Here is a 25,473-nt window from a genome sequence, read left to right as displayed (position 1 = left end):
TTTGCGCTCCTAAAATATTGGCATGAATTCGGCCAAGTCCACCTACGTTCCGGAGCTGACCAGCATCCGAGCCATCGGCGCGTTCGGCGTCCTGCTCACGCATGCCGCGTTTTGGACGGGCAATTACACCGGCGATTGGTGGGGGCGCCTCAACGGTCGATTCGAAATTGGCGTCACCATCTTCTTCGTGCTCAGTGCGGTTCTGCTCACAGGGCGCTGGCTCGGTTCGCCTGACGACGTCCCCGCGAACCGACCGGACTTGCGGAAGTATTTCACCAGCCGTGCGAAGAGAGTCCTGCCGGCCTACTGGATTGTGGTCACTGCGGCCTTTCTGATTCACACTGCAGACGAGCCACCACCATCTGGTGGAGGGCTACAGGGCTGGTTGCGCACGATGTCGTTTACCCAGACGCTCCAATTCGGCTGGATTCACCCGGGCTTGCGCCAGATGTGGTCGATGGTGGTGGAAGTCGGCTTCTACTTGGTATTGCCGCTGGTGGGGCTTGGCATCTGGACGATCACAAAGGGGCGGCTGCGGCCTGGTCCAACGTTGGCCATCATTATTGGTTTTGGCCTTATTGGCCCGGTCTGGACTGTGCTGTCGCATCAGGAAGGGCTGCTGCCGGTAGTGGCACGGCTGTGGCCGATGGCGTATTTCGACTGGTTCGCCATCGGAATGCTGCTGGCTTACGGGCGAAAAGTTGGCTGGCGCGTCAATTTGGCGGCCAGCTGGCTGATAGCGCTAGTCCTGTTTTTCCTATCCACAACCACTCACGTGGGGCCAGCAACCTTGGTGCCGGATGATGTCGACCAGGCGTTGTGGAAGACCACGCTGTATGGTCTGTCTGCCGGCGCATTCGTGGCTCCGATTGCGCTGGGTACGGAGGTAAGGTGGCTTCGTCATCCAGCCATGATTTGGTTGGGAGAAGTCTCTTACGAGTTCTTCCTCGTTCACGTGTTGGTCATGGACTGGGTAATGAGCTTGATGGGTTATCAGACCTTCCAGGGTTCGATGTTGGCAGTGGCAATTGTCACCACTGCCATCGCCCTGCCACTGTCGTGGCTGCTGCGCCGCATCACTGATGTACTAACGCGGAGACCAGAGCCTGAGAGCCCATGGGCTGCCTACTGATCGTCGTCGTCAAGCGGGCCGAGCTCAGCAACGAGCACTTCCTGCGCGACCTTCATCGCGGACAGTGCGGCCGGTGCGCCGCAGTAACCGGAAGCGTGGACGATGGCTTCGGTGATCTCGGTGCGGGTCAGGCCGTTGGCGAGGGCACCCTTGATGTGGCCGCGCAGTTCCTCGGTGGCGCGCAGAGCGACGAGCATTCCAATGTTGAGCAGGGAGCGATCACGCTTGGCCAGTCCTTCACGGCTCCAGACGGAGCCCCAGACTGTGGCGGTGATGTGCTTCTGCAGGGTCTCTCCGTCGGAGCCAGCATTGCGGGAGAGGGCGGCATCGACGAATTCGTCGCCCATTACCTCGCGGCGGATTTGGATACCGGCATCGTAGCGGTCGGAGGAAAAGAGTTCATCATTGGGATTGCTCATGCTTGCTAAGTATAGGACTTGCAATGCGGATAAATTCCGAAATGTCCCCACTAGCTTCACTGCCGCGACGCATAACTACGCTGAGATTGCGAGTAAAACGGGTGCGGGTGGGGACGATGACGATGCGCCCGAGCGTTACCTGATCGCGAATTGCGCCGCGGGCGATGATTGTTGGCGCTGCCAGCGCAATCATGCCAGCACGCTGTGCCGAAAGGGAACCAAATTCTCCCGCGGGTTCGGCGAGATTCCCCAGTGTATCTTCCACGACCTTTCTACTGCCGGAACCGGGTTCGCGAATAACCAGCGGGGTAGTGCGCAGTTCCTCGATGAATATCTCGGCCCGCTCAGTCCACGGATGCCCCGTCGGCACAGCGAGGACCAGCTCATCGGTGCCGATGATCCGTTCTTCGAGGTCGTGTCGACCAGCCTCGCCCTCTACCAGGCCGAAGTCCACCGCACTGTTGGCCACTAGTTGCCGCACCTCACGGGAGTTTGCCTGCACCATTGACAGTTTGACTGCGGGATGTTGCCGGTGGAACTCTGCGGCCCAGCCGGGGTAGTAGAGCTCAGCGACAGTATTGGACACCGCAAGGGTGAGGTGGCGGGGAACATCGTCGGAACGCAAGCTGGCGGCAATGCCCGAAAACCTGTGGCAGGCGGCGAGGAGGTCTGGGAGTGCGTCGATAAGCACTTGCCCGTTTTCCGTGGGAGATACGCCGTAGGGGGAGCGTTCGAAGACGGTGATTCCCAGCGCTTTTTCCGCCCGCGCGATGCGTGCGGACATGGTCTGCTGATTGATGCCTAGCTCACGCGCGGCCTTCGAGATCGACCCCGCACGGGCGACGGTGAAAAGTGCTTCGAGTTCGGCCACAGCGGAGGGGTACATGCGTCAATGGTACCCCTCACAGAGTTTCGTGATAGCGGTGACTGCAGCAAGAACAAATACGGTATGGGCATGACCAACTCTCCTTGCAGTGATGTGCTTGCGCCCGCCGGGCCTGCGTGGGCAGGATCGCTGATGGGCACCTCCATCTTCGCCACGCTTACGCACATTCATGATGTGCCGGTGGTTCCGGAACTGCTTCTCGTCGTGGCAGGTGGCATTCTCGGTTTCATAGTGGTCGGTTGGCTGCGCCTTCGAAACCCGCCTTTCCACTCGAAGCTGATGGCGCCGTGGGGCATGCTCTCGATGGGCATCATGGCTCTCGGTAGTGCTGCGACTGCGCTAGCTAGTAACTCATCGTGGCAGCTGATGTCCTGGTGGATCGGTGCGCCGCTGGCAATCTACGTCAGCCTTCGCCAACTGCGAGGATTCGAAGGCGAACCAACTTTTCAGTGGGGCCTCGCGCTAGTCGCCCCGATGGTGGCGGCGACAAGTGGCGCACAGCTGAGCGTTGACTACGGCACGTTCTATCACGTCTGCGCACAAATACTCTTTTGGATGGCGCTGATTACGGTTCTGCCGGTTTTCGTACGCTGCTACGTCGCGCTGTTCTCTGGCGCCATGCGCATCCCCGATTCCATCGCCGGTACTGCCTGGATTCCGCTCGGGCTGGTCGGTCAGTCCACGGCCGCTGCGCAGCTGCTTTTCAACCGAACCTCCGCTGTCGCTTACGGCACCGCTGTGCTCATTGTCGGTGTCTTCCTCGCCGCCATCGCTTTACGACGATTCACCCGCGCCGTAATCAGTTGGGCCGGATACAGCCCTGGTTGGTGGGGTGCAACCTTCCCCGTGGGCACTCTGAGTCTTGGTACGCACAGCCTGGGTGACATTACCGGCGTGCAGTGGCTATACGTGGCCAGCGCTGGGCTGCTGTGTTTGCTGGCTGTGCACTGGTGCGCGTGCGTGGCTCGATTTGTTTGGTGGGCGCGGAGCTAGCTAGTCAAGCTCGACCCGCACCCGCCCGTTGCGGTTCTGGTCTTCTCGTGGCGCAATACCCAGCGCGGCGGCGGGGAACAGAGCCGTGACGGCAAACAGCGCGGGGAAGCCCGCAGCGGCCACAATCGCACCCGAAACCGGAGGCGTTGCAGCGTAGATAATGTTCTGGAACGTGTTCTGCGTACCCATAGCGCGTCCGGACCAGAAGGGGCCTGCGTATTCAGCAACTGCGGTGAAGGCGAGTCCATTCGGGCTGACCACAGCAACGGCCAGTGCGCAGACCAGCAAAGTTCCAAGCGTGCGCCAATCAGCCCAGCTGGCAATCATCATTGCGACAGCCAAAACAAAGGTCGCACCCGAGACCCAGCGGTAGGGGCGGATGCGAGATCGCACTCGGTCAGAGACCACACCCATCAGTGCTCGCGATCCGGCACCGAGCAGCTGCGAGACCATCACAATTGTGCCCGCCGTGCCATCGGAGTACCCCACAGACAGCAACCACACCAGAATGTAGGCACCCATCATCGACTGCGGCCAGGACAGCAGCGCCGAGGCGATGTGGATGCGCACGAGGTACTTGCCGTCCCGGTAGGGGCTGGCCGTGACGGTGGGGTTCGAGGCATCAGGGCGAGGGGGATTCTTCACGCCTATCAGTACAAGCAACGCCAGCACGGCGCACAGGATTGCGGGCATCGCGAGTGCGACTCCGATGCTGTAATTCTGCGCGAGAGGGTGCAGGGTTACCGCTGATAGTGCAGCGCCGAGGGGCTGAGCCATTTGGCGAATGCCCATCGCAGTGCCGCGCTGATGCGGTGGGTACCAGCCCGACACCACGCGGCCGGATGCCGAATTCACGCTCGCCGCCGCACACCCGGCGAGAAAGAGCGTGGCCCCGAGCAGAGCCGGGCTTGACGACGAAGCTAGCGCCGCAAGCCCCGTCGTTAAGGCAGTAGAGGTCAGGCCGGCGAACAGAGCTGCGCGTTCGCCATAGCGGTCGACAAACCAGCCCCAGGCGATGAGCGTGAAGACAATACCGGCCGCCGGCATTGCTGCGACGAGGCCGGCGGCGGAGAGGCTTAAGCCGTTTTCCTGTAGGGATGGGATGAGAAAAGGCACACCCATGTGAACGACGGACGAACCGACCGCCGCGAACATGGACAGAAGAAGGACAAGGTGACGGTAAGCGGGCATTACAGTCGGGAGCTCATCTCTTCAGCGGCGCCGAGAACCTTTGCGCCCCAGCATTCGTAGGGCGACGGAGTCATGCGCTCCACGGGGCCGGAGACGGATAGGACTGCAATCATGCGCTGGTTGCTGTCGAAAACCGGGGCGGAGACGGAGGCAAGTGCGGGGTCGCGCTCACCCATGGACTCGGACCAGCCGAGACGTCGGCAGTCGTCGAGGTCCTGTTGGTTGAAGTCGGCGTCGGGAAGCATTCGCTCAGCGAGGTTGGCCGGGCCAAAGGCCAGGAGAACACGTGCGGCGGAGCCGGCGGTTAGCGGCATGCGAGAGCCAACTGGCACGGTGTTGCGCAGTCCGGTGGCGGGCTCCATGGAGGCAATACAGGTGCGGGTATCGCCGGTGAGACGGTAGAGCTGCACGGACTCTCCGGTTACCTCTACTAGCTTCGGCAGGATGTGCGCTGCGGCGTCGGCAAGCAGGTCGGTTGTGACAGGCGTGATCTCGGTGAGGCCGGGGCCCGTCGTCCAGCGGCCGTCCGGAGTGCGGGTGACAAGGCGGTGTACTTCCAACGCCGTGGCCAGCCGATGGGCGGTGGCGCGGGGCAGGCCGGTGTCGTCACAGAGCTCGGCGAGGGTGCGTGGAGTTTCTGCAACAGACTTGAGAATGAGTACCGAACGGTCGAGAACCTTAATGCCACTTAGAGCTGGCGTCTCGGATGTGCTAATCTGTCCCATGCCATGATATTAACATCTCATTCCTTGAGATAAAAGAGATATATCCGGAAGGCGGCTCACCCACTATGCGCACCACGGACACCAGCCCGAAGACTCTGGCCGAGAAAGTCTGGCGTGACCACGTAGTCAAGCAAGGCGACAACGGCGAACCAGATTTGATTTATATCGATCTGCACCTCGTCCACGAGGTTACCTCGCCACAGGCTTTTGATGGCCTCCGTCTGGCAGGGCGCAAGGTGCGCCGCCCGGATTTGACCATCGCAACCGAGGACCACAACGTTCCGACTACTGTCGCCGGCGGCAAAATCAATCTGATTGAGGAACCGACCTCTCGTACCCAGATTGCCACACTGCGCAAGAACGCCGAGGAGTTCGGTATCCGCCTGCATCCGATGGGCGACCGCGAACAGGGTATCGTGCACGTCGTCGGCCCACAGCTGGGCCTGACTCAGCCGGGCACCACCGTCGTCTGTGGTGACTCGCATACCGCAACCCACGGTGCTTTCGGTGCTATGGCCTTCGGTATCGGTACCTCGGAGGTTGAGCACGTTCTGGCTACCCAGACCCTGCCGCTGAAGCCTTTCAAGACCATGGCGGTCAACGTCACCGGCGAACTGCAGGATGGTGTTACCGCCAAGGATTTGATTCTGGCGATTATCGCCAAGATTGGCACCGGCGGTGGTCAGGGCCACGTTATTGAGTACCGCGGCGAGGCCATCGAGAAGCTGTCGATGGAAGCCCGCATGACCATTTGCAACATGTCCATCGAAGCCGGTGCCCGTGCCGGCATGATTGCTCCGGACGAGACCACCTTCGAATACCTGAAGGACCGCCCGCACGCGCCGCAGGGCGAGCAGTGGGACGAGGCAGTCGAATACTGGAAGTCCCTGGTTACTGACGAGGACGCGAAGTTCGACAAGGTCGTCGAAATCGACGGTTCCGCGCTGACCCCATTCGTTACCTGGGGTACTAACCCTGGCCAGGGCGTGCCGCTGGGGGAGACCGTGCCAGATCCGGAGTTCATCGCTGAGGACTCCGACCGCATCGCGGCCGAACGCGCACTGGAGTACATGGATCTGAAGCCGGGCACCCCGATGCGCGACGTCAAGGTCGACGTGGTCTTCGTAGGTTCCTGCACCAACGGCCGCATCGAGGACATGCGCGCCGTCGCCGACGTGCTGAAGGACCGCAAGGTTGCCGACGGCGTCCAGATGCTCATCGTGCCGGGCTCCGCAAAGGTCCGTGCGCAGGCTGAGGAAGAGGGACTGGGCAAGATCTTCGAAGAGGCAGGCGCCGAATGGCGTATGCCGGGCTGCTCCATGTGCCTGGGCATGAACCCGGATCAGCTGACCCCGGGCCAGCGTTGCGCTTCGACCTCCAACCGCAACTTCGAGGGCCGTCAGGGCAAGGGTGGTCGTACCCACCTGGTCAGCCCGGCTGTCGCCGCAGCCACTGCCGTCGCCGGTCACTTCGCAGCACCGGCTGATCTCTAACTGACTCTAACCGCCGATCTTTGTACAACAGACCCAAGCAGAACTTCTAAGGACCTTTCACCATGGAAAAGTTTGATACTCACACCGGCGTCGGCGTTCCCCTGCAGCGATCCAACGTCGACACCGACCAGATCATCCCGGCCGTCTACCTAAAGCGCGTCACCCGCACCGGATTCGAGGATGGCCTGTTCAGCAACTGGCGCAACAACGAGTCCGACTTCGTGCTCAACCGTCCGGAATACGCAAAGGGCTCCGTCCTCGTAGCAGGGCCGGACTTCGGTACCGGTTCTTCCCGCGAGCACGCCGTGTGGGCCCTGATGGACTACGGTTTCCGCGTCGTCATCTCCTCCCGCTTCGCCGATATCTTCCGTGGCAATGCCGGCAAGGCGGGGCTGCTCGCCGCACAGATGCAGCAGTCCGATGTCGAGCTGCTGTGGAAGCTGCTGGAAGCTAACCCGGGCATGGAGCTCACCGTCAACCTGGAGACCCGCACCGTCGAGGCCGGTGAGCAGGTCTTCCCGTTCGAGGTCGACGACTACACCCGCTGGCGTCTGATGGAAGGGCTTGACGACGTCTCCCTGACCCTGCGCAACGAAGCGGACATTGTGGCCTACGAGGAGAGTCGTCCGGCCCACAAGCCTAAGACGCTGTAGGTCAAAAAATGCTCTAGTCCAATCCGCGGTAGGCGTTAGACTTGCCGTATGTATCTGGCAATCACTAAACACTCTCGGCTCGGTGAATCTTCGCCTGCTGAATCGGCACGCGATTTGGGATTTATTTTGCGAAAGCATCCCGATCGCGTGCATGAGTCCGAGTTAAAGTTCGGTGTTGCCAGAGTCTTTTTCTCCACGGCTACCGATGCCGAATGCACGGCAGCCCTTTGGGTTGATATTGACCGTGATGAGCTGCTGAAACTCAAGCAGTACCGCGCTGATACGTTCAATCTGACCGGCTACATCAATGACCGGCAATGGGCCGCGTCATCGCTTATGACAGTGGCGCTGAAGTCCGTCTTCTCCACGGCGATGGTCATGGAAAAGCCCTCGCCTTACGACGAAACCCCGAGCGACCTCACCGCGACAGTCGCCGCGGTACCCGGCACCGAGGAAGAAATCCGGGCTCTGTTCGAACCGCTGGGGTGGAACGTCGCCTGCGATTTTTCGAACAATATTGCCGGCCAGAAGTTCTCACCGACGATAACGCTTTCGGGTAGGGCAACCGTCCGCGATTTGCTCAATCACCTGTATATTCTGCTGCCCGTCCTCGACGGTGGGAAACACTATTGGGTCGATGACCGGGAAATCGACAAGCTCGCCGCGCGTGCGCGGGACTGGCTACCGGAGCACCCACAGCGGGAGAGAATCCTGGGGCGCTATCTTGCGGATCAAGAAGGCCTGGTCAACGAGGCTGTCGTGAAGCTTGCTGGGGAAGCCGCTGCAATCGAACTGCCCCGCGGTGACCAGCCAGCCAAGCCACTTAATCGACAGCGCCAAGAGCGAGTACTGCGTGAAGTACTTAGCCTGCGCCCGCGCAGTGTAGTCGACATCGGCTGCGGTTCCGGCGTGCTACTGGGGCCGATGCTGGAGAATCCGCGAATCGCGCAGATCGTTGGTACCGATGTTTCTGTGGGGGAGCTTCGTAAGGCGCACAAGGCGCTGAACCTAGATCGCATGCCGGAGCGCCAAGCCGCGCGGGTTGAGCTTTTCCAATCCTCGGTCACCTATGTCGATGAGCGCATTGCGAACATGGACGTGGCAATCCTGATGGAGGTCATCGAGCACATTGATGCCGACCGGCTGCCCGCGTTGGAGAACAACGTCTTTGGGCTCGCACGCCCGCAGTATGTCATCGTCACCACCCCAAATAGTGACTACAACGCTTGCTACCCAAACCTAGAGCCTGGACAGTTCCGGCACCTCGATCACCGTTTCGAGTTCAGCCGCGCGGAATTTCGTCAGTGGGCCAGGGGCGTGGCCGAGAAGTTCGGTTATCTGGTGGACTTCGACGGTATTGGGGACGTGCACGAAACTTACGGCCAACCAACACAAATGGCGGTCTTTTCCTACGACTTCACCGCAGCAGAGGAGAGCTAACTATGAGTACCATCTCACTTCCTAACCTCAGCTTGGTCATGCTGGTCGGTGTCTCCGGTGCTGGAAAGTCTACCTTTGCGGCACGACACTTCGGCCCGTTTGAAGTCGTATCCTCGGATACTTGTCGCGGCATTGTTTCCAACGATCCGAATAACCAGGCGGCGACGGCGCCTGCTTTTGAGCTGCTGGAGACGATCGTCGGCAAGCGGCTGGAAGCAGGCTTACTCACCGTGGTCGATGCGACGAATGTGAAACCGCAGGACCGCGCCCGGCTCGTGAAGCTGGCGCGCAGACACCATGCGCTCAGTGCTGCTATCGTTTTGAATCTTCCGTTGGCGGAGGTGAAGGAGCGGCACAGGCAGCGCACTGACCGCAACTTCGGAGTAGAGGTGTTGGAGCGCCAGCACCGTGACCTGCGCCGAGGGCTCAAGCACCTGAAGCGCGAGAAGATTCACAACGTTTTCATCTTGAATTCCGCGGAGGAAATCGACAACGTCACCATTGAACGTGTGCCGCTGAAGGTCGATCGCAGCGATCTCCACGGCCCTTTCGACATCATCGGCGATGTCCACGGTTGCTTCGACGAGCTGACCGCACTGCTGGAGAAGCTCGGCTACGAGCTCTCGGCGGATGGCAGCAATGCTCATCACCCAGATGGCCGCAAGGCCATTTTCGTTGGTGACCTCGTTGACCGCGGCCCCAATAGCCCAGCCGTCTTGAAGCTGGTCATGGGGATGGTCTCGGACGGCAATGCTCTCTGCGTGCCCGGAAACCACGACTCTAAGTTGGTGCGCGCCCTCGACGGCCACAACGTCACCACGGGCCACGGGCTGGCCGAAACGCTCACTCAGCTCGCCGACGAAAGTGAGGAATTCCGGAAGGACGTCCGCGACTTCATCGACCACTTGCCGGTGCACTATGTGCTGGATGACGGCGCCCTGGTCGTAGCCCACGCGGGACTGCCTGAGCACCTCCATGGCAGGGCCTCCGGCAAGGTCCGCGAGTTCGCGCTCTACGGTGCGACTACTGGCAAGCGTGATGAAAATGGCCTGCCAGAACGTTTGGATTGGGCAGCGGACTACCGCGGTTCCGCCCGTGTGGTCTATGGCCACATGGAAGCGGACCGTCTGCGCTGGGTCAATAACACCATGTGCATCGACACTGGTTGCGTGTTTGGCGGCAAGCTCTCTGCGCTGCGCTATCCCGAGCTAGAGACTGTGCAGGTTGATGCAAAGCACACCTGGTGGGAGGCCCCATCCCGCAAGACCACCAATCGCACGGAGTCCGAGCTGCGCATCACTGACGTGTTGGATGTCGATGGTATCCAGACTGGGCGCCATGGCCGCATCCGCATTGATAGTGACCGCGCGGCTGCAGCGCTGGAAACAATTAGTCGTTTTACGCTCGCGCCGGAGAAAATTCCGTACCTGCCACCGACAATGTCACCGGCGCCGACCTCGCAGCGAGAGGGATTCCTGGAACACCCGGAGGAGGCATTCCGCTACTACGCAGCGCACACTGACCAGGTCATTTGTCAGGAGAAGCACATGGGTTCCCGAGCTGTGCTCTGCCTGATCCGGCCAGGGGCAAAGACCCGTTTCGGTGCTAGCACCTACGCATATACCCGTACCGGACGCGCCTTCTTCGAAGGTAAGAATCCAGCACTCGACGAAATGACCAAGGCCGCAGAGCGCGCCGGGCTTTTCGATCAATTCGGCGACTGGGTCCTGCTCGACGGTGAAATGTTGCCTTGGAATCTCAAGGCACAAGGGCTTATCGACGACATCTATGCACCCACCGCTGCCGCCGGTATTGGTGCTGCCAGACAGCTCGCGGTCGCTCTGCAGGCGGCAACCGATAGGGGAGTAGAGGTCGGCGGTCCCGCTCCAGAACAGACTCTGGACGAACTCGAGAAGTTCCGCGCTGCTTACAACCGCTATGTCGACAGCGACAACAAGATTCAGTTCGCACCCTTCCAAGTGCTGGCAAGTGAGGATGCCACCTGGCACCACAAGCCGCACTCATGGCACTTGGATATCGCGAACCAGCTGGTAGCAGCTGACAGTGAGATCTACCAGCAGACGCGCTGCTTCGTCCTCGACCCCAGTGACCCGGAACAGGTAGAGGCCGCATCGCAGTGGTGGTTGCAGCTGACAGAGTCGGGCGGGGAGGGGGCCGTCGTCAAGCCAATGGAAAACGCGGCAGTGGACCGCCAGGTGCAGCCCGGTATGAAGGTGCGGGGGCGGGAGTATCTGCGCATGATTTATGGGCATGACTACCTGCACCCGCAGCGTCAAGAGCAGTTGAAGCGGCGAAATCTGCAGCACAAGCAGTCATCGGCGCTGCGCGAGTATGCCCTCGGCATTGAGTCGCTGGAACGTCTAGCGGCGGGCGAGCCTCTGCATCGAATCCACGTCCCTGTCTTCGGCGTGTTGGCGCTGGAGTCAGAGCCGATGGATCCGAGGTTGTAGGGGCTACTTCACCGGCAGCGCCGAGGCGTAGTAATCAGCCGTGGTCATCACACCGTCGTTGAAGCCCAGCACCCAGGCAGAGCCCTTCTTGCACAGGATTTCCTCGTCGAATGGCAGGGTGCCCTCAGCGGACCAGGCGGCAAGTAGGTCTGGGATGGTGATGCCCTGAGAGCAGATCACGCTGACTCCGCCGAGCGCGACAATGTCCTCGAAGGCCTTCTTGGACTCCACCTGGTTGGCAATCCAGTGCTCGTCGCCAAGCCGTTCGTCGACTGTGACCTGCATGCCCAGCTCTGCGGCGAGTGGCGCGACGGTGTCCTGGCAACGCACGGGCTCGGCGGAGTAGACCCGCTCGGGGCGGAAGCCTTCCAGGGCAGAGACGAGCAGTTCCGCTTGACGACGTCCCTTCTTATCCAGTGGCCGCAGTGCATCATTGCCGTTCCAGTTGGTGCGACGGTGCGCACGCCCATGGCGAACCAGAATGAGACGGGTGTCCGGTTCCTTGTTCATGCGCTTGCGGGCCTTGACCAGCACGTCGCGGTCGAGGTCGTAGGACAGCAGCTCCTCGGCTTCGTCCCAGGAGACCCAACGAAGCTCGTTGACCTCGGAGTTCTGTTCGAATTCGCCGTCTAGAACCTCAGCGGTCCAGTACCAGACCAGCTTCGTGCGTCCGGCGACAGGGTAAGAGACGTTGCCGACGAGCTTGCCCAGACGGACGCGGTAGCCGGTCTCTTCCCAGATTTCGCGGACGGCGGTGGCAATGAGGTTCTCGCCGGCGTCGAGCTTGCCTTTCGGCAGCGACCAGTCGTCGTAGGAGGGACGGTGAATCACGCAGATTTCAGGGTTGTGGACATCGCCGCGCCATAGAACCGCGCCGGCCGCGAAGGTCGGCTTGGTGACATCCTGACCTGGCTTCGTTGGAATCTGGCGCAGGCGACCGGTCACGGAGGTATCGCCCTTGAGGTCCTTGTCCTCTTCGTGCATCATCGTGAATTCCCTTTCAATCCTTTGTCGCCGACCTAGTTTAGTATCGCAGTGTGAGAACGTCTCGCTAGACTTGTTGGAGATTAGAGACTAACGGAGGAAGGTCGCGGCGATGGTGCAGGTTTCAGTGATGGGTGCGGGCTCGTGGGGCACGACGCTCGCCAAGGTTTTTGCTGATGCGGGCAATCCTGTACGGCTGTGGTCGCGACGTGCGGAGCAGGCACAGCGTATTGAGATCAGCCGCGAAAACCACGACTACCTGCCTGGTCTGGGGCTGCCGCGCAACATCGAAGCCACCTCGGATGCAGAGGCCGCGCTGAAGGGCGCGGATGTGGTGGTGCTGGGCGTGCCCTCGCAGACTTTGCGTGACAACCTCAAGGTCTGGAAGGACTTCATCGGGCCGGAGACGATTCTGCTCAGCCTTGCTAAGGGTGTGGAGCGCGAGACACATCTGCGCATGAGTGAGGTCATTGCGGAGGTCACAGACCTGCCAGCAGAGCGTATTGCGGTGCTGTCCGGCCCGAACCTTGCCCGCGAGGTTGCGATGGAGCAGCCAGCGGCAACGGTGATTGCTTGCGCCGATGAGAACAACGCCAAGATGATTCAGGCGGCAGTTGCCACTAATTACTTCCGCCCGTACACCAACACCGATGTGATCGGCTGCGAAATCGGCGGTGCCTGCAAGAACGTCATTGCGTTGGCCTGCGGTATGGCCGCTGGTCAAGGATTGGGTGAGAACACGCTGGCAACCATTATCACCCGTGGCTTGGCGGAAACCACGCGTCTGGGCGACGCGGTTGGTGCAGAAGATAAGACTTTCGCGGGATTGGCGGGCCTCGGTGACTTGGTGGCCACTTGTTCCTCGCCGCTGTCGCGTAACCGCACCTTCGGTGACCGTCTCGGTCGCGGTGACACGATGGAGCAGGCGCAGCACGCTACGCGCGGTCAGGTGGCTGAGGGTGTGATTTCTTCAATCTCGGTCCGTGACCTCGCTCGTCGCAATGGCGTGGAAATGCCAATTACTGAGGCCGTTTACGCCGTCTGCCACGAAGGCGCGAAGGTCGATGAGACAATTCGCAAGCTGATGGGGCGCAGCCGCAAGTCGGAGTAACCACTTAAACGAGGTCGGGGCTAAACTTAGTCACCATGACTTCGTCGAATAGCTCGTCTGCAGATCGCATTTCCGTCGCCGTCATCTACGGCGGCGCAAGCCCTGAACACAGTGTTTCCTGTGTCTCGGCCGGCGCAATTATGGATCACCTGGATGAAGACCGCTTCCGAGTGGTTCCCATTGGTATTACCAAGGATGGTGTCTGGACCGTCGGCACGCGTGAGACGGATACGCTGCGCACGCAGGGGCGTACGATGCCTGAGGTCATCCCGGGCGAGGAGGTTGCGCTGAGCACCTCGCCGTCACGCCGCGGTGAATTCCGCTTCGTCACCGGTGATCGCGCCGGCGAGGTTTTCGACACCGTCGACGTTATCTTCCCGGTCCTCCACGGTCCGCACGGCGAGGACGGCACGATTCAGGGGCTCTTTGAGCTTTCCGGCATTGCTTATGTCGGCCCGGGCGTGCTCGCTTCCGCTGCGGGAATGGATAAGGAACGCACGAAGAATCTCTTGCAGGCAGCGGGGCTTCCTATTGGCAAGCAGGTTGTTTTGCATGTCGGCGAGTCGCTTTCCGACGAGGACAAGGAGACCCTTGGCCTGCCGGTGTTCGTTAAACCTGCCCGTGGTGGATCGTCGATTGGTATCTCCCGCGTCGATGATTGGGCGAATCTGGATGCGGCGGTAGAGCTGGCCCGAGAGCACGACTGGAAGGTCATTGTAGAGGCCGGTGTAGACGGCGCCGAAGTGGAGATTGGTGTGCTGCAGCGCGCTGACGGCAGCCTGCAGGTATCAGTTCCGTCGTTGCTGCGTGGCACGGAGGACTCTGACGAGGGCTTCTACGGTTTTGAGACCAAGTACTTGGATGATGTCGTCTCGGCGCAGATCCCGGCTGAGCTGCCGGAGGATGTTTTGAAGGCACTGGACACGGATGCTCGTCGGGCGTTCAGGGCACTGGGCTCTGATGGGCTGACTCGCGTGGACTTCTTTGTCACGGATAATGGCCCGATTATCAATGAGGTCAACACCATGCCGGGCTTTACCCCGATTTCGATGTACCCGCAGATGTTTGCGGCTTCCGGTGTTGCCTACGAGGAGCTGCTCAGCGCCCTGATTGAGCGGGCGCTAGTAGCTCGTCGATAGAAGTTGGTTCTTACTTTTCTTCGCTCGGCGAGATGTTCTCCAGGTTGTCCGCGATGACCGAGGAGAGCACCGGCATCAGTGAGCTGGCCTCCGACATCGGCATTTCAACGGCGACGAAGCGCTCCCGGCCCATGGCGTACCAGGTGGCGGAGGTACCGGAGGAAAGCGTTGGTTCGTTGAACCAGACAATGTCGCCAACCTGCGTCAGCTGCTGCGTGGTGGTGCTATAGCCAGCCGGCTCGTCGACACCACAGCGCAGCACCACCGGATCGGCTGGGGTGCCGCCCCAAATGACCATGTCCTTCGGCATGTCAGCCGGCATTTCCTCTGTGCTCAGACGGTGACGGTTGCCAAGCTCGCGGGGGAGGGCAGCCTCCAAGCCGCTGCAGCGCCTATCAGCTTCCGGAGCTGCCAGTTCTACCAGTGGGACGCCGCCGCGCTCCGGCTTGTTCTTGTACGCGGAGTCCGGGCGCAGCGCCTCGGCGAGGTCACTCAGGGCATCCTCCGCCTCTGCATTTCCTTCGGCGGTAATTGCAACAACCGGTTCGCGCCCGACGGTGAACCAAGTCGCCAAAGACTCGTCGGTACTGTCGACAACACGCAGCCACGAAATGCCCTTGACCTCTTCGGTCTTAGCCAGTTCGTTGTACTGGCTAGGTACGTTCGCGCCACAGCGCAGCGTGATGCGGTCTTGTTCCAAGTTTCGGTACACAGCGGCACCTTCTGGAGCTGGCTCTGCAATGTCGGCGCGAACCAGACCTGCGGCGCGATCTGGCAGTCGGTCGAGCAGTTCCGCACACTCGGGCGAGTCATTGGCGGGGAGCTCCGGGTTGGAAATCGCGACTGGCTTTGTCGCCTGATTATCCTGGTAAATCTTTGCGGCAAAAATGATGCCGAGGATAGAGATAATGGCGATAGCGAGTGCGATGCCCGCGCGTGTCCGGCTACCCTTGGACTGAACTGTTTCTCCCGATGGGGGTGCGTCTACCATGGGCCTGATTCTACGTTGTCCGGTACCAACTCCAATTGGTTGGGGGCAATACCGAGACGGGTTCCGCTATTAACGGTTAACCATCGACTATTAGGAATGTGACTCGACACTGTGACTGAATTGACCATTGGCGATATTGGCGAGTTTGGGGTCATTGAGGCCATCCGGGCTATCGCCCCGTCGGCACGCAATGGCGACGATGCCGCCGTCTTGACACAGACAACCCCCAACGCCCGTTTTGTCACTTCCACCGACATGTTGGTGGAAGGGCGCCATTTCCGCCTGGACTGGTCGACACCTCAGCAAGTTGGAGCTAAGGCCGCAGTACAGAACTTCGCCGATATCGAATCGATGGGTGCGCGTCCAACGGCCATGCTTTTCGCCATCTCAGCACCGTTGCATACTCCGGTGAGTGTGGTCACCGGTATCGCCGAGGGGTTGTGGCAGGAAGGCAAGCAATGTCCGGCGGAGCTCGTCGGTGGTGACATGGTCAGCGGAGATTCTCTGGTGATTTCCATCAGTGCGATGGGCGAACTCGGTGGGCTTGGGCGGCCGCTGCTGCGCTCAGCGGCACGCGCGGGGGATACGGTGATTGCGTCGGGACGCATCGGCTACTCTGCTGCGGGCCTTGCGCTGCTGCAGCACTGCGGAAGCCCGGCAAAGGTTCCGAGTGAGTTTGCGCAGCTGGTGGCAGCACACTGTACGCCCGAATTTGAATATCGCAGGGGTGCCACGGCGCGAGCCACAGGTGTGCGTTCACTGACGGACAATTCCGATGGACTGGTGGTGGATCTCCGCGCTATTGCGCAGGCCTCCAGGGTTACTTTGGAAGTTGACAGCAGTGCTATTGCGCCCGATGAGTTGCAGATTGCCGCTGGTGAATACCTGGGCATCGACCCGTGGGAGTGGGTGCTCACCGGAGGGGAGGACCATACACTGATCGGTTCGACGCCGGGGGAGCCTCCGACGGGGTTCCGCGCTATCGGTACGGTGTCGAAGGAAAAGTTCGATTCGGTGCTTATCGACGGCAAACCTCCTGCCCGCGATGCCGGTTGGGTTTCCTTTTAAGAGTTCGAAGAGGTTTTGAGAAGAAAGGCTGCATGACATGGATCCGTTGCCGGTCGAAGAAGGGTGGCAGAAGGCGCTGGAGCCAGTGGCCGATGACATCCACCGGATGGGGCAGTTCCTGCGCGAGGAGAACGCGGCCGGCTACGGTTACCTGCCCGCGGGCACCGATGTGCTGCGCGCCTTTACTTATCCATTCGATGAGGTCAAGGTGCTCATTATCGGTCAGGACCCGTACCCGACCCCGGGGCATGCGATGGGGCTTAGCTTCTCGGTCCAGCCGGATGTGAAGCCGGTACCGCGGTCGTTGGCGAATATTTTTAAGGAGTACTCCTCCGACCTGGGGCTCCCGACTCCCTCCAACGGTGACCTCACTCCGTGGAGTAGGCAGGGCGTGGCCCTGTTCAACCGTGTACTGACCGTGCGCCCGGGTGCTGCTGCCTCGCACCGCGGTAAGGGCTGGGAGGCAATTACGGAGCATGCCATCAAAGCATTGGTCGCCCGTGATCAGCCTCTCGTGGCCATTCTGTGGGGACGCAACGCGCAGAGTTTGCAGCGTTGGCTCCCCGGCGTGGACTGCATCTGTTCGCCGCACCCGTCACCGCTGTCGGCATCCCGTGGGTTCTTCGGGTCGCGTCCGTTCAGCCGGGCCAATGAGTCGCTGATTCGTCAGGGAGCTACCCCTATCGACTGGACGCTAGAATAGGAATTCATGTCTTTGCAGATTGGTTCTGCCGCCATTGTCGGCTGGGTTGCCCGGGGGATTGACGCGCTTCAATCCCGCCGCGATGAGATCAACAGTCTCAATGTCTTCCCAGTACCGGATTCCGATACCGGGTCGAATATGCTCGCGACGTTGAGTTCGGCCTATGAGGAAGCGCAAAAGGCTGACGCTTCCGATGTTCGCGCAGTCACCGCGGCCCTAGCTGCCGGTGCAGTGCGCGGCGCCCGCGGTAATTCGGGCACTGTGCTCTCGCAGGTTTTTCGCGCGGTGGCTGAGGCTGCCTCCGGTAGTGGCATTGGCGTTGAGTCGGTACAACACTCGCTAAAGCTAGCTGTGCAACATGTTTCCCAAGCGATTGCCAATCCGGTGGAGGGCACGATTCTGACAGTCCTGCGGCACGCCGCGATTGCCGCGGAGGAATTTGAGGGCGACTCGATTGAGGAGCTCGCCGACACGATCGCGGATGCCGCTCGCGATGCGCTGGCGAAAACCCCCAGCCAGCTCCCGGCACTGCAGCAGGCGGGCGTGGTCGACGCCGGCGGCGCGGGGTTGGTCATTCTGCTCGACGCGCTTGCCGACGAAGTCAGCGGCCGCGCAGCCGCACCGGTCGATTTGCATGTCGACGCGCCACACGTAGCCACCGTTGAGATGGAGGTCATGTACCTGATTTCCTTGGCGGATACCCAGGCGGTGGAAGCGCTGCGAGAGCGGTTGAACCCGCTGGGCAATTCGCTCATCATCGCAGGTGATGCTGGTAATGCGGAGACCGCGCAGTACATGGTGCATATCCACACAGTGGAGCCGGGCGCGGTTATCGAGGCAGCACTTGACTTCGGTCGTCCGGAACGCATCCGTATCGAGGTGCTCGATGAGCCGGAGACAACACCTGACTCCACTCGCATCCTCATTGCGGTAGTGCCGGATGGTCCGCTGAATGATCTCATCACCTCCTCTGGGGCGATTGCTATCAGCCCGACCCCCGCTCCGACTCCCACATCCACTCCCACAGATCGCGCAGCCATCGCCGACCAGGAGTTCGCTGACAATGTGGTCACCAAGGCACTGACTGCCATGAGGGGCGCGGACGAGGTTATCCTGCTGCCAAATGGGCTGGTCAGCGACCAGGAATTGGCGGATATCGAATTCGCTGCTGCTGCGGCTAATCCGACTCTCGCGGTAGTGTCCACAGACTCCATTCCGGCTGGCCTTGCTGCCTTGGCCGTGCATTCGGCTGAGCTGCCGCTGGCGGTTGCTGCGTATGCGATGGGAGAGGCTGCCAATGGCACGCGAACGGCTGTAGTCGCTGCGGACGTCGATAAGCCCCTGACTGACGCGCTCACAGAGACCATCTCAGACCTGTTGGCTGGCGGCGGGGAACTAGTGACTCTGCTGCTCGGGCGCGGAGCTGAGGGCGTGGACATAGCGCAAGTGCGGGCGCGGCTGGACAAGCCTGTGGAGGTCGTAGCCTATGATGCGACCGGCATCGATGAGCTGGTGCAGGTAGGAATCGAGTAGCGCGATGCTCGGATGGCTCGGCTCGGATTATGCGCGCACGCCCCTGAATATCGTGGTGGGGCCAAAGACTGCAAAGAAGCTGCATACGGCTTTTGGTATGGAGACCGTCTCGGATGCGCTGACGAATTTCCCGAAGCGCTACGTGGCGCAGGGTAAGAGCTTAGATGTGTCATTTTCCGACATTGGCGACACCATCACCACAGTCGTGGAGGTGCACAGCATTTCGCCAGCGCCCGCCTTCGCCGACCGACGCAAGCCACTGAAAATCTATGTCAGCGACGGCGTGCGCATTCTTCCGGCCGCGATTTTCGGTGCCGAATGGCTGCGCAATATGCTGCACCCCGGTGTGCGTCTACTCATTGTTGGCACGCTCAGCGAGTTCCGCAATGAGCTACAGCTGAAAAATGTTGATTGCATGGTGCTTAAAGCCGATGGTTCGGTAGGCGCAGCCACTGGCAAGCTGGCCACACTGACGAAGACAGCCAAGGGGATTGCGGAGATGCAGCGGCTGCTCACGCGCCCCTATCTGCCCATTTACCGTGGCCGTAAAGGAGTAGCGGGTATTCACCTGGCTCTGTACATGCAGCGCATCCTCGAATGGTTACCGCTGCAGCCAGACCCATTGCCCGCCACGCCGGAGGGACTTACCGATTTCGACTCCGCACTGCGTGGCGCACACTTTCCCTCCATCGCGGGCCCCGACATCGCGCTTGCCCGACTGAAGTACGACGAAGCGCTTGAGCTCCAGCTCGCCGTTGGTGCACGCAAGCGTACTCAAGCGAGTCTCACCGCTCCGGCCTGCATGGAAGTCGCCGGGGGACTTCGCGACGAGCTACGCCGGGGGTTGCCGTTTTCGCTTACCGACGGTCAGGTCGCGGTCGCAGCCGATATCGCGCAGGATATAGCGAGGTCTAACCCGATGAACCGCCTGCTAGCAGGTGAAGTCGGCTCGGGTAAGACCGTGGTGGCCCTACTGGGAATGCTGCAAGCAGTCGATTCCAGCAGGCAGTGCGCGATGCTGGCGCCGACGGAAGTCCTGGCCCAACAGCACTACCGATCGCTGACAGCGATGCTGGAGCAAGCCGGAGTAGCAGTGACTGTACGACTGTTGACGGGATCGATGTCGACGAAGGAGCGCCGGGCAACCCTGTTGGAGGCAGTCAACGGGGAGGCTGACATTGTCGTCGGCACGCATGCCCTGCTCAGTGAGGGCGTGGAGTTCTTCGATCTCGGGCTGGTGGTCGTCGATGAGCAGCACCGCTTTGGTGTGCGCCAGCGCGATCAGCTGCGAAGCAGGGGACGGGGTGGAATGACACCGCATCTGTTGGTGATGTCGGCAACCCCGATTCCGCGCACGGTAGCGATGACCATTTTTGGCGACCTCGCAGTTTCGCAGTTGACGGAATTGCCACGGGGACGTCAGGAAATCCAATCCTTTGTCGTACCGACGCTGGAGAAACCCCGCTGGGAGGCACGAACCTGGGAGCGCATTGGGGAAGAAGTGGCCAAGGGCAACCGCGCCTTCATTGTCTGTCCCCGCATTACCCGCGATGAGGAACAGTTCCTCGACGAGTCCGTGGAGGCGGTGTTCGACCGAGCGAGGAAAAAACTGCCCGGTGTACGTATCAGTCAGTTGCACGGCAATATGGCACCGGAGGACAAAGACCGCGTGATGCAGGCCTTTGCCACAGGACAGCTGGATGTGCTGGTGTCCACCACAGTTATCGAAGTCGGCGTGGATGTACCAGAGGCCACGATCATGATGATTCGCCGCGCCGAGAGCTACGGTATCTCGCAGATTCACCAGCTGCGCGGTCGTGTCGGCCGTGGTGACCGTGGTGGCCTGTGCTTCCTATGTACACACACGCATTCGCAGACACCGGAGCGCACCCGGCTGGACCGCATTGCCGCCACCACCGACGGCATTCAACTGGCGGAGCTGGACCTGGCCACGCGTAGTTTCGGCGATCTGCTCGGCGATGACCAATCGGGACTGGCAACCGGCCTCGGCCTGGTGGACCTCACCACCGACGGCGAAATCATCGAGCGCACCCGACATGATGCCATGGCTCTTCTCGATGTTGATGAGAGGCTTGTGGGAGAGCTTATCTCCGATATCGATGAAGAGCAGTCGAACTACTTGGACCGCTCCTAGTAAGACCAAAGTAGACTGTTGGGCATGGTAGATGTCTGTGCACCTTTTGCAGGAGTAGTCCGCTGGGAGGTCGCCGAGAAAGACTCGGTGACGACCGGTCAGGTTATTGCGGTCGTGGAGGCCGTCAAGCTAGAAGCGCCGGTTTTAGCGCCCTGCCCGGGCACGGTCGCGGAGGTGGCGGCAGATCAATTTGTGGATGTCGAAGGCGGTCAGCTGCTGGCAAGAATCACGCCAGCAACTCACAGCGCCACGGCACAGCACAACGGCAACGAGAACACATCGCACGAAGGGAAGTAGATGACCCGCATTATTGCAGGTGAGGCACGCGGTCGTAGGCTAGTCGCGCCTAAGGGAGAGACCACTCGGCCAACTAGTGACCGCGCGAAGGAAGCCATCTTTTCCTCCTGGTCCACACGCTTTGGGCTAGAGGGAACTCGCGTTCTCGACCTGTTTGCTGGCTCGGGTGCGCTCGGTTTGGAAGCGGCTTCTCGCGGCGCGCGTTCCGTCGTGTTGGTGGAAAACGATCCGAACGCCATTGCCGCTATTGAAAAGAACATTCGCACCGTGGGGCATCCCGATGTGGCCCTGTCTCCGATGAAAGTGTCGTCGTACCTTGCGGGCGCGCCGGGCGAGCCTTTTGACCGCGTCATCGCGGATCCGCCCTATGAGTTGGTGGGGGAGGCCGTTACAGAGATGCTCGAGGCGCTGCGTAGCTTCCTCGCGCCGGGCGCGGTCGTGACTGTGGAGCGTCACCGCGATGACGAGGAGACGCAGTGGCCCGAGGGCTACGAACAGCTCCAGCAGAAGCTGAAGCGTCGCATTCACGGTTTGGCGCGCTTCGACACCGCTATCTACAACGCTTAACGTTCTTCTTTACGCTTTACGACGGCCAAAGGTGGTTTGACCTCTATGACTCACGCATGCTGCCCCGGTTCCTACGATCCCATGACCTCTGGTCACCTCGATGTGATTGAGCGTGCCGCGCGCCAATTCGATCAGGTGACCGTGCTGGTTACCCACAACCCGAATAAGCAGGGCATGTTCAATGTCGAAGAGCGCATGGACCTCATTCGGCAGTGCACGCAGCACTTGGACAATGTGCAGGTGGACTCCTGGTCGAAGCTGTTGGTTGACTACACCTCCGCGCAGGGCATCTCCTGCCTGGTCAAGGGGCTGCGCTCGGCGGCGGACTACGAGTACGAGGCTCCCATGGCGCAGATGAATCGGCGCATGACGGGCATTGAGACTCTCTTTGTGGAAGCTGATCCGAAGTACGGTCATGTGTCGTCGACACTGATGAAGGAAGTTGTTCGCTACGGCGGTTCGGTGGAAGGGCTAGTTCCTGAGCCTGTCTTGCACGCCCTGCAGCGCCGACTGAAGTAGCATGTAAGTCATGTTTCGCGTCTTCGAATCTCTTGATGAACTGGTCCAGATCCTAGAAGAGGCACACGGCGTGCCACTGTCGGCCAATTGTATGGTTCCGCGTCAGCGTGTTCTCGAGTTGCTCGATGAGCTGAGGGATGCTTTCCCGGCTGAGCTCGATGACGCGCAGGATGTCTTGGACCAGCGGGATGAGATTATCAACGATGCTGAAGCCCGGGCGAACAACACCATTTCGACTGCGGATGAAGAAGCCCATCGCATTGTCGACGAGGCCGAGGCCCGCGCTAACCACACCGTCGAGGATGCCAATGCCCACGCAGCTGGCACCGTCGCGGCCGCTGAGGACGACGCCCGTCGCCTCCGCGAGGATGCTCAGCACGAGTACGACAGCATTGTGGATCGTGCTTCTGCCGAGTCCGATCGCCTGATTCACGCTGGTAACGAATCCTACGAGCGTTCCGTTGCGGAAGGCCGCGAGGAGCAGGCTCGCCTGGTCGCTGAGTCAACGGTCGTCCGCGAAGCCAACGACGAGGCGAATCGTCTGCTTTCCGACGCACACGCGGATTCCTCTCGCCTCCGTGAAGAGTGTGACCGCTACGTTGATTCCAAGCTCGCCGAGTTTGAACAGACTCTCCAGGAGACCCTGCGTAATGTCGGTCGCAATCGCTCGGTACTGCGTTCGGGGGCCGGTGCCGTCGGCGGTGGTGCAGGGGCACAGAGCGCGCCGTCTTCCTTCTCCGAGGGGCAGGAACGCCGCCGGTACGAGCGTTAGCGCATCTTCGGGGTAGACTGAGGTCTATCATGACTGACTCATCCCCATTTGTTCTGGACGTTTCGACATGTCTGCAGGGCGGCATGCCCGAGCAGTTCCGCAAGGTAGGCGATAGCCCCGTCCGCGTTGGTGTCGAGATGATTGGCATCGCCGCTGGCGAGGAGGTTGTCGTTGACGGCATTGTCACGAACCTCGGCAGTGGTGTCATGGTTGACGCGACTGTGACTGCCAAGGCCACCGGCGAGTGTGTCCGCTGCCTAGCCCCGCTGAATCCGGAGCTCAGCTTCCACATTTCGGCTGTCTTTTCCAACAACGAGGACTTCATCACAGGCGACGATGCCGAGGAAGAAGACCTTGAGGACGAAGTTGGCCAGATCGTCGACAATACGGTGGATATCACTCAAGCCGTCATCGATGAGGCGGGCTTGAATCTGCCCTTCAATCCGACCTGTCTGGATTTCGATTCCAGCTGTGCTGAGTCGGACTCAGAAGTGCCGGAGCCAGACGGCATCTCGGGTGAAGAGGAGCGCATTGATCCGCGTTGGGCTGGCCTGGCGGAAAAGTTTGGCTCGCTCGGCGACGAGAAGTAATCGACGACGACTTAGACGAAGACTTTAAAGGAGATATAACGGATGAGCCGCAAGCGTCGGCTAACCGGTGAGGCGGCTAGAAAGGCGGCTTTCGAGGCCGTCGATCACGCCCCGCTGCTGGAAAAACTCGGTGTTGAGCTATCAGAGGAGTCCCTGAAGCTCGCTTTGACCCACCGCAGTTTCGCGAATGAAAATGGCATGCTGACCAATAACGAGCGGCTAGAGTTCCTGGGCGACGCCGTGCTGGGCATGTGCGTTGCTGAAGAACTCTACCGTCGCTTCCCGGACCGCGCTGAGCAGGATATTTCCAAGATGCGCGCAGGTGTCGTGAACATGTACGCGCTGGCTGACCTGGCCCGCAGTATCGGATTGGGGGAGCACATTCTCCTCGGTCGCGGTGAGAAGGCCACCGGTGGTGCGGATAAGCACTCAATTCTCGCTGACACCACCGAGGCGCTGCTGGGTGCCATTTACCTGCAGCATGGCTTTGAGGTTGCCCGCGAGACCGTTCTTCGCCTGTTTAACCAGATGATTGACGATGCCCCGACGGAGTCTCGCGGTCGTGACTGGAAGACGCTGTTGCAGGAGCGCCTGGCAGCCAAGCAACTACCGGCTGCTGAGTACACCGTGCGCACCACCGGCCCCGACCATGACCTAACTTTCTACGTTGACGTGCTGGTTGACGGCGTGGTTAAGGGCAGCGGTACCGGCGCCACGAAGAAGGAAGCCGAGATGCACGCCGCGCATCAGGCGCATACTGCACTGGCATAATGCCCGAGCTTCCTGAAGTCGAGTCCGTACGCCGCGGTCTCGACGCTTACGTCGTCGGTGGCCGCATCGAGGACACTTTCGTCTACAACGCTCGTGCCGTGCGGCGCCAACCCGGTGGTGCCGCAGAGTTTATCGGTCGCACGCGCGGGCGCACGGTTATCGCTACGGATCGCCGCGGCAAGTTCATGTGGCTCACGCTTGACGACGACTCCGCAATTGCCATCCACCTGGGTATGAGCGGCCAATTGCGTGTGGAAGCTCCGTACACGCCCGATACGCTGCCCGGACGCCACACCAGGGCCGCATTTGACATAGCCCTGCCGGACGGCGCTCGGCACCTTATCAACTTCAACGATCAGCGCACCTTTGGTTGGGTCTGGGCCTGTGAAATGGTCGAATCCCACGGTCGCTTTGTTCCGGAACCCGCAGCCAAGATCGCGCCCGATCTATTGGAGCCAACTGTCGATGTGGTTGCACTTGCACACCGCATGATGAAGTCGCGTTCGCCGATTAAGGCCGTATTGCTCAACCAGAACATTGTGTCGGGTATCGGTAACATCTATGCCGACGAAATGCTTTGGGCAGCGAAGGTCGATGGGCGCGTGCCGGCGTGTGACCTTTCGGTCCGTCGTTTAGCGAAACTTTTGCGCGAGGGGCAAGCGGTACTTCAGCGGGCGCTAGCGGCGGGTGGCACGAGCTTCGATGCGTTATATGTGCATGTCAACGGCGAAAGTGGCTATTTCGAGCGGAGCTTGAACGCCTATGGCCAAGCGGGGGAGCCGTGCTCGAGGTGTGGGCGCGCAATTGTCCGTCTGCCATTTGGGAATAGATCGAGTTATCTGTGTCCCACCTGTCAGCGCTAGAATTTCC

Annotated in this window: 25 protein-coding genes; 19 read left to right on the top strand and 6 right to left on the bottom strand. The window is 60.7% G+C overall.

Annotation, left to right across the window (positions count from 1 at the left end; all coding sequences use genetic code 11):
- Positions 1 to 22: 22 nt before the first annotated feature.
- Entirely contained in the window at positions 23 to 1,132 is a 1,110-nt protein-coding gene (locus tag HMPREF2562_RS04030; RefSeq protein ID WP_070549655.1) for an acyltransferase family protein, read from the top strand.
- Here the strand turns inward: HMPREF2562_RS04030 and HMPREF2562_RS04025 are convergent.
- A complete protein-coding gene (locus HMPREF2562_RS04025) occupies positions 1,126 to 1,551 on the bottom strand; it encodes a carboxymuconolactone decarboxylase family protein (protein ID WP_070549654.1) in 426 nt (141 codons plus the stop codon). The genes HMPREF2562_RS04030 and HMPREF2562_RS04025 overlap by 7 nt on opposite strands.
- Positions 1,535 to 2,437, bottom strand: a complete 903-nt coding sequence (locus HMPREF2562_RS04020; protein WP_070549653.1) for a LysR family transcriptional regulator — start codon at positions 2,435 to 2,437, stop codon at positions 1,535 to 1,537. The genes HMPREF2562_RS04025 and HMPREF2562_RS04020 overlap by 17 nt, the downstream gene beginning before the upstream one ends.
- A gap of 69 nt (positions 2,438 to 2,506) precedes the next feature.
- Between HMPREF2562_RS04020 and HMPREF2562_RS04015 the strand changes: the two genes are divergently transcribed.
- The gene (locus HMPREF2562_RS04015; RefSeq protein ID WP_065421654.1) at positions 2,507 to 3,430 is read left to right on the top strand and encodes a TDT family transporter; all 924 of its coding nucleotides are present in this window, start codon (positions 2,507 to 2,509) and stop codon (positions 3,428 to 3,430) included.
- Here the strand turns inward: HMPREF2562_RS04015 and HMPREF2562_RS04010 are convergent, their stop codons facing one another.
- Positions 3,431 to 4,621, bottom strand: coding sequence for an MFS transporter (locus tag HMPREF2562_RS04010; RefSeq protein WP_049189543.1), 1,191 nt, complete (start codon positions 4,619 to 4,621; stop codon positions 3,431 to 3,433).
- Entirely contained in the window at positions 4,621 to 5,346 is a 726-nt protein-coding gene (locus HMPREF2562_RS04005) for an IclR family transcriptional regulator (protein WP_049171587.1), read from the bottom strand. The genes HMPREF2562_RS04010 and HMPREF2562_RS04005 overlap by 1 nt, the downstream gene beginning before the upstream one ends.
- Positions 5,347 to 5,411: 65 nt before the next feature.
- Between HMPREF2562_RS04005 and leuC the strand changes: the two genes are divergently transcribed.
- The 4 genes from leuC to HMPREF2562_RS03985 all read left to right on the top strand — a co-directional run bounded on the left by leuC (position 5,412) and on the right by HMPREF2562_RS03985 (position 11,403).
- The gene (leuC, locus tag HMPREF2562_RS04000; protein WP_049171584.1) at positions 5,412 to 6,839 is read left to right on the top strand and encodes a 3-isopropylmalate dehydratase large subunit; all 1,428 of its coding nucleotides are present in this window, start codon (positions 5,412 to 5,414) and stop codon (positions 6,837 to 6,839) included.
- A 62-nt stretch (positions 6,840 to 6,901) separates the two neighbouring features.
- Positions 6,902 to 7,492, top strand: coding sequence for a 3-isopropylmalate dehydratase small subunit (gene leuD, locus HMPREF2562_RS03995; RefSeq protein ID WP_049189541.1), 591 nt, complete (start codon positions 6,902 to 6,904; stop codon positions 7,490 to 7,492).
- A gap of 48 nt (positions 7,493 to 7,540) precedes the next feature.
- Entirely contained in the window at positions 7,541 to 8,932 is a 1,392-nt protein-coding gene (locus HMPREF2562_RS03990; RefSeq protein WP_070549652.1) for a 3' terminal RNA ribose 2'-O-methyltransferase Hen1, read from the top strand.
- 2 nt (positions 8,933 to 8,934) lie between these two features.
- On the top strand, positions 8,935 to 11,403 hold the full coding sequence (locus HMPREF2562_RS03985; protein ID WP_070549651.1) for a polynucleotide kinase-phosphatase: 2,469 nt from the start codon (positions 8,935 to 8,937) through the stop codon (positions 11,401 to 11,403).
- Between the two features lie 3 nt (positions 11,404 to 11,406).
- Here HMPREF2562_RS03985 and HMPREF2562_RS03980 read toward each other — a convergent pair whose 3' ends face one another.
- Positions 11,407 to 12,387, bottom strand: coding sequence for an NUDIX hydrolase (locus tag HMPREF2562_RS03980; RefSeq protein WP_187269737.1), 981 nt, complete (start codon positions 12,385 to 12,387; stop codon positions 11,407 to 11,409).
- Positions 12,388 to 12,499: 112 nt separating this feature from the next.
- Between HMPREF2562_RS03980 and HMPREF2562_RS03975 the strand changes: the two genes are divergently transcribed.
- Entirely contained in the window at positions 12,500 to 13,498 is a 999-nt protein-coding gene (locus HMPREF2562_RS03975) for an NAD(P)H-dependent glycerol-3-phosphate dehydrogenase (RefSeq protein WP_070549650.1), read from the top strand.
- A 35-nt stretch (positions 13,499 to 13,533) separates the two neighbouring features.
- Entirely contained in the window at positions 13,534 to 14,637 is a 1,104-nt protein-coding gene (locus tag HMPREF2562_RS03970; protein ID WP_049171570.1) for a D-alanine--D-alanine ligase family protein, read from the top strand.
- Positions 14,638 to 14,647: 10 nt separating this feature from the next.
- Here the strand turns inward: HMPREF2562_RS03970 and HMPREF2562_RS03965 are convergent, their stop codons facing one another.
- On the bottom strand, positions 14,648 to 15,628 hold the full coding sequence (locus HMPREF2562_RS03965; protein ID WP_048735456.1) for a DUF3515 domain-containing protein: 981 nt from the start codon (positions 15,626 to 15,628) through the stop codon (positions 14,648 to 14,650).
- 111 nt (positions 15,629 to 15,739) lie between these two features.
- Here HMPREF2562_RS03965 and HMPREF2562_RS03960 point away from each other — a divergent pair, with 111 nt between their 5' ends.
- From HMPREF2562_RS03960 to mutM, 11 genes are read left to right on the top strand one after another with little or no spacing between them, the layout of a single operon-like run.
- Positions 15,740 to 16,696: a thiamine-phosphate kinase gene (locus HMPREF2562_RS03960; protein WP_049171566.1), complete on the top strand. Its 957-nt coding sequence runs from the start codon at positions 15,740 to 15,742 to the stop codon at positions 16,694 to 16,696.
- A 37-nt stretch (positions 16,697 to 16,733) separates the two neighbouring features.
- Complete coding sequence (locus HMPREF2562_RS03955) at positions 16,734 to 17,399, top strand: uracil-DNA glycosylase (RefSeq protein ID WP_070549649.1); 666 nt, start codon at positions 16,734 to 16,736, stop codon at positions 17,397 to 17,399.
- Between the two features lie 6 nt (positions 17,400 to 17,405).
- The gene (locus tag HMPREF2562_RS03950) at positions 17,406 to 18,932 is read left to right on the top strand and encodes a DAK2 domain-containing protein (RefSeq protein WP_048735464.1); all 1,527 of its coding nucleotides are present in this window, start codon (positions 17,406 to 17,408) and stop codon (positions 18,930 to 18,932) included.
- Positions 18,933 to 18,936: 4 nt separating this feature from the next.
- On the top strand, positions 18,937 to 21,087 hold the full coding sequence (locus HMPREF2562_RS03945; RefSeq protein WP_049171560.1) for an ATP-dependent DNA helicase RecG: 2,151 nt from the start codon (positions 18,937 to 18,939) through the stop codon (positions 21,085 to 21,087).
- 24 nt (positions 21,088 to 21,111) lie between these two features.
- Positions 21,112 to 21,384: an acyl-CoA carboxylase biotin carboxyl carrier protein subunit gene (locus tag HMPREF2562_RS03940; protein WP_049171558.1), complete on the top strand. Its 273-nt coding sequence runs from the start codon at positions 21,112 to 21,114 to the stop codon at positions 21,382 to 21,384.
- The gene (rsmD, locus tag HMPREF2562_RS03935) at positions 21,385 to 21,951 is read left to right on the top strand and encodes a 16S rRNA (guanine(966)-N(2))-methyltransferase RsmD (RefSeq protein ID WP_049189536.1); all 567 of its coding nucleotides are present in this window, start codon (positions 21,385 to 21,387) and stop codon (positions 21,949 to 21,951) included.
- A 45-nt stretch (positions 21,952 to 21,996) separates the two neighbouring features.
- On the top strand, positions 21,997 to 22,470 hold the full coding sequence (gene coaD / locus HMPREF2562_RS03930; RefSeq protein WP_049189535.1) for a pantetheine-phosphate adenylyltransferase: 474 nt from the start codon (positions 21,997 to 21,999) through the stop codon (positions 22,468 to 22,470).
- A 10-nt stretch (positions 22,471 to 22,480) separates the two neighbouring features.
- The gene (locus tag HMPREF2562_RS03925) at positions 22,481 to 23,242 is read left to right on the top strand and encodes an SPFH domain-containing protein (protein WP_049171555.1); all 762 of its coding nucleotides are present in this window, start codon (positions 22,481 to 22,483) and stop codon (positions 23,240 to 23,242) included.
- 29 nt (positions 23,243 to 23,271) lie between these two features.
- Complete coding sequence (locus HMPREF2562_RS03920; RefSeq protein WP_048735478.1) at positions 23,272 to 23,832, top strand: YceD family protein; 561 nt, start codon at positions 23,272 to 23,274, stop codon at positions 23,830 to 23,832.
- Between the two features lie 42 nt (positions 23,833 to 23,874).
- A complete protein-coding gene (gene rnc / locus HMPREF2562_RS03915; RefSeq protein ID WP_049189534.1) occupies positions 23,875 to 24,603 on the top strand; it encodes a ribonuclease III in 729 nt (242 codons plus the stop codon).
- Positions 24,603 to 25,466: a bifunctional DNA-formamidopyrimidine glycosylase/DNA-(apurinic or apyrimidinic site) lyase gene (gene mutM / locus HMPREF2562_RS03910; protein WP_049189533.1), complete on the top strand. Its 864-nt coding sequence runs from the start codon at positions 24,603 to 24,605 to the stop codon at positions 25,464 to 25,466. Before rnc ends, mutM begins: the two co-directional genes overlap by 1 nt.
- The last annotated feature ends 7 nt before the right edge of the window (positions 25,467 to 25,473 follow it).

Origin of the sequence: Corynebacterium sp. HMSC077G07 (assembly GCF_001809225.1) — a bacterium.
In the GTDB taxonomy this organism is placed as follows: domain Bacteria; phylum Actinomycetota; class Actinomycetes; order Mycobacteriales; family Mycobacteriaceae; genus Corynebacterium; species Corynebacterium jeikeium_D.
The sequence above is the reverse complement of the archived record's forward strand: the minus strand, read 5'-3'. Positions and strand labels throughout refer to the sequence as shown.

What these genes read in the sequence shown, in the direction of transcription:
- coaD (WP_049189535.1), top strand. Translation starts at nt 21,997, where the DNA reads ATGACTCACGCATGCTGCCCCGGTTCCTACGATCCCATGACCTCTGGT.
- HMPREF2562_RS03950 (WP_048735464.1), top strand. Translation starts at nt 17,406, where the DNA reads ATGTCTTTGCAGATTGGTTCTGCCGCCATTGTCGGCTGGGTTGCCCGG.
- HMPREF2562_RS04020 (WP_070549653.1), bottom strand. Translation starts at nt 2,437, where the DNA reads ATGTACCCCTCCGCTGTGGCCGAACTCGAAGCACTTTTCACCGTCGCC.
- HMPREF2562_RS03985 (WP_070549651.1), top strand. Translation starts at nt 8,935, where the DNA reads ATGAGTACCATCTCACTTCCTAACCTCAGCTTGGTCATGCTGGTCGGT.
- HMPREF2562_RS03990 (WP_070549652.1), top strand. Translation starts at nt 7,541, where the DNA reads ATGTATCTGGCAATCACTAAACACTCTCGGCTCGGTGAATCTTCGCCT.
- HMPREF2562_RS04010 (WP_049189543.1), bottom strand. Translation starts at nt 4,621, where the DNA reads ATGCCCGCTTACCGTCACCTTGTCCTTCTTCTGTCCATGTTCGCGGCG.
- HMPREF2562_RS04015 (WP_065421654.1), top strand. Translation starts at nt 2,507, where the DNA reads ATGACCAACTCTCCTTGCAGTGATGTGCTTGCGCCCGCCGGGCCTGCG.
- HMPREF2562_RS03975 (WP_070549650.1), top strand. Translation starts at nt 12,500, where the DNA reads ATGGTGCAGGTTTCAGTGATGGGTGCGGGCTCGTGGGGCACGACGCTC.
- HMPREF2562_RS03940 (WP_049171558.1), top strand. Translation starts at nt 21,112, where the DNA reads ATGGTAGATGTCTGTGCACCTTTTGCAGGAGTAGTCCGCTGGGAGGTC.
- leuC (WP_049171584.1), top strand. Translation starts at nt 5,412, where the DNA reads ATGCGCACCACGGACACCAGCCCGAAGACTCTGGCCGAGAAAGTCTGG.
- HMPREF2562_RS04005 (WP_049171587.1), bottom strand. Translation starts at nt 5,346, where the DNA reads ATGGGACAGATTAGCACATCCGAGACGCCAGCTCTAAGTGGCATTAAG.
- HMPREF2562_RS03980 (WP_187269737.1), bottom strand. Translation starts at nt 12,387, where the DNA reads ATGCACGAAGAGGACAAGGACCTCAAGGGCGATACCTCCGTGACCGGT.
- rsmD (WP_049189536.1), top strand. Translation starts at nt 21,385, where the DNA reads ATGACCCGCATTATTGCAGGTGAGGCACGCGGTCGTAGGCTAGTCGCG.
- HMPREF2562_RS04030 (WP_070549655.1), top strand. Translation starts at nt 23, where the DNA reads ATGAATTCGGCCAAGTCCACCTACGTTCCGGAGCTGACCAGCATCCGA.
- HMPREF2562_RS03945 (WP_049171560.1), top strand. Translation starts at nt 18,937, where the DNA reads ATGCTCGGATGGCTCGGCTCGGATTATGCGCGCACGCCCCTGAATATC.
- HMPREF2562_RS03920 (WP_048735478.1), top strand. Translation starts at nt 23,272, where the DNA reads ATGACTGACTCATCCCCATTTGTTCTGGACGTTTCGACATGTCTGCAG.
- HMPREF2562_RS03925 (WP_049171555.1), top strand. Translation starts at nt 22,481, where the DNA reads ATGTTTCGCGTCTTCGAATCTCTTGATGAACTGGTCCAGATCCTAGAA.
- mutM (WP_049189533.1), top strand. Translation starts at nt 24,603, where the DNA reads ATGCCCGAGCTTCCTGAAGTCGAGTCCGTACGCCGCGGTCTCGACGCT.
- HMPREF2562_RS03965 (WP_048735456.1), bottom strand. Translation starts at nt 15,628, where the DNA reads ATGGTAGACGCACCCCCATCGGGAGAAACAGTTCAGTCCAAGGGTAGC.
- HMPREF2562_RS04025 (WP_070549654.1), bottom strand. Translation starts at nt 1,551, where the DNA reads ATGAGCAATCCCAATGATGAACTCTTTTCCTCCGACCGCTACGATGCC.
- rnc (WP_049189534.1), top strand. Translation starts at nt 23,875, where the DNA reads ATGAGCCGCAAGCGTCGGCTAACCGGTGAGGCGGCTAGAAAGGCGGCT.
- leuD (WP_049189541.1), top strand. Translation starts at nt 6,902, where the DNA reads ATGGAAAAGTTTGATACTCACACCGGCGTCGGCGTTCCCCTGCAGCGA.
- HMPREF2562_RS03970 (WP_049171570.1), top strand. Translation starts at nt 13,534, where the DNA reads ATGACTTCGTCGAATAGCTCGTCTGCAGATCGCATTTCCGTCGCCGTC.
- HMPREF2562_RS03955 (WP_070549649.1), top strand. Translation starts at nt 16,734, where the DNA reads ATGGATCCGTTGCCGGTCGAAGAAGGGTGGCAGAAGGCGCTGGAGCCA.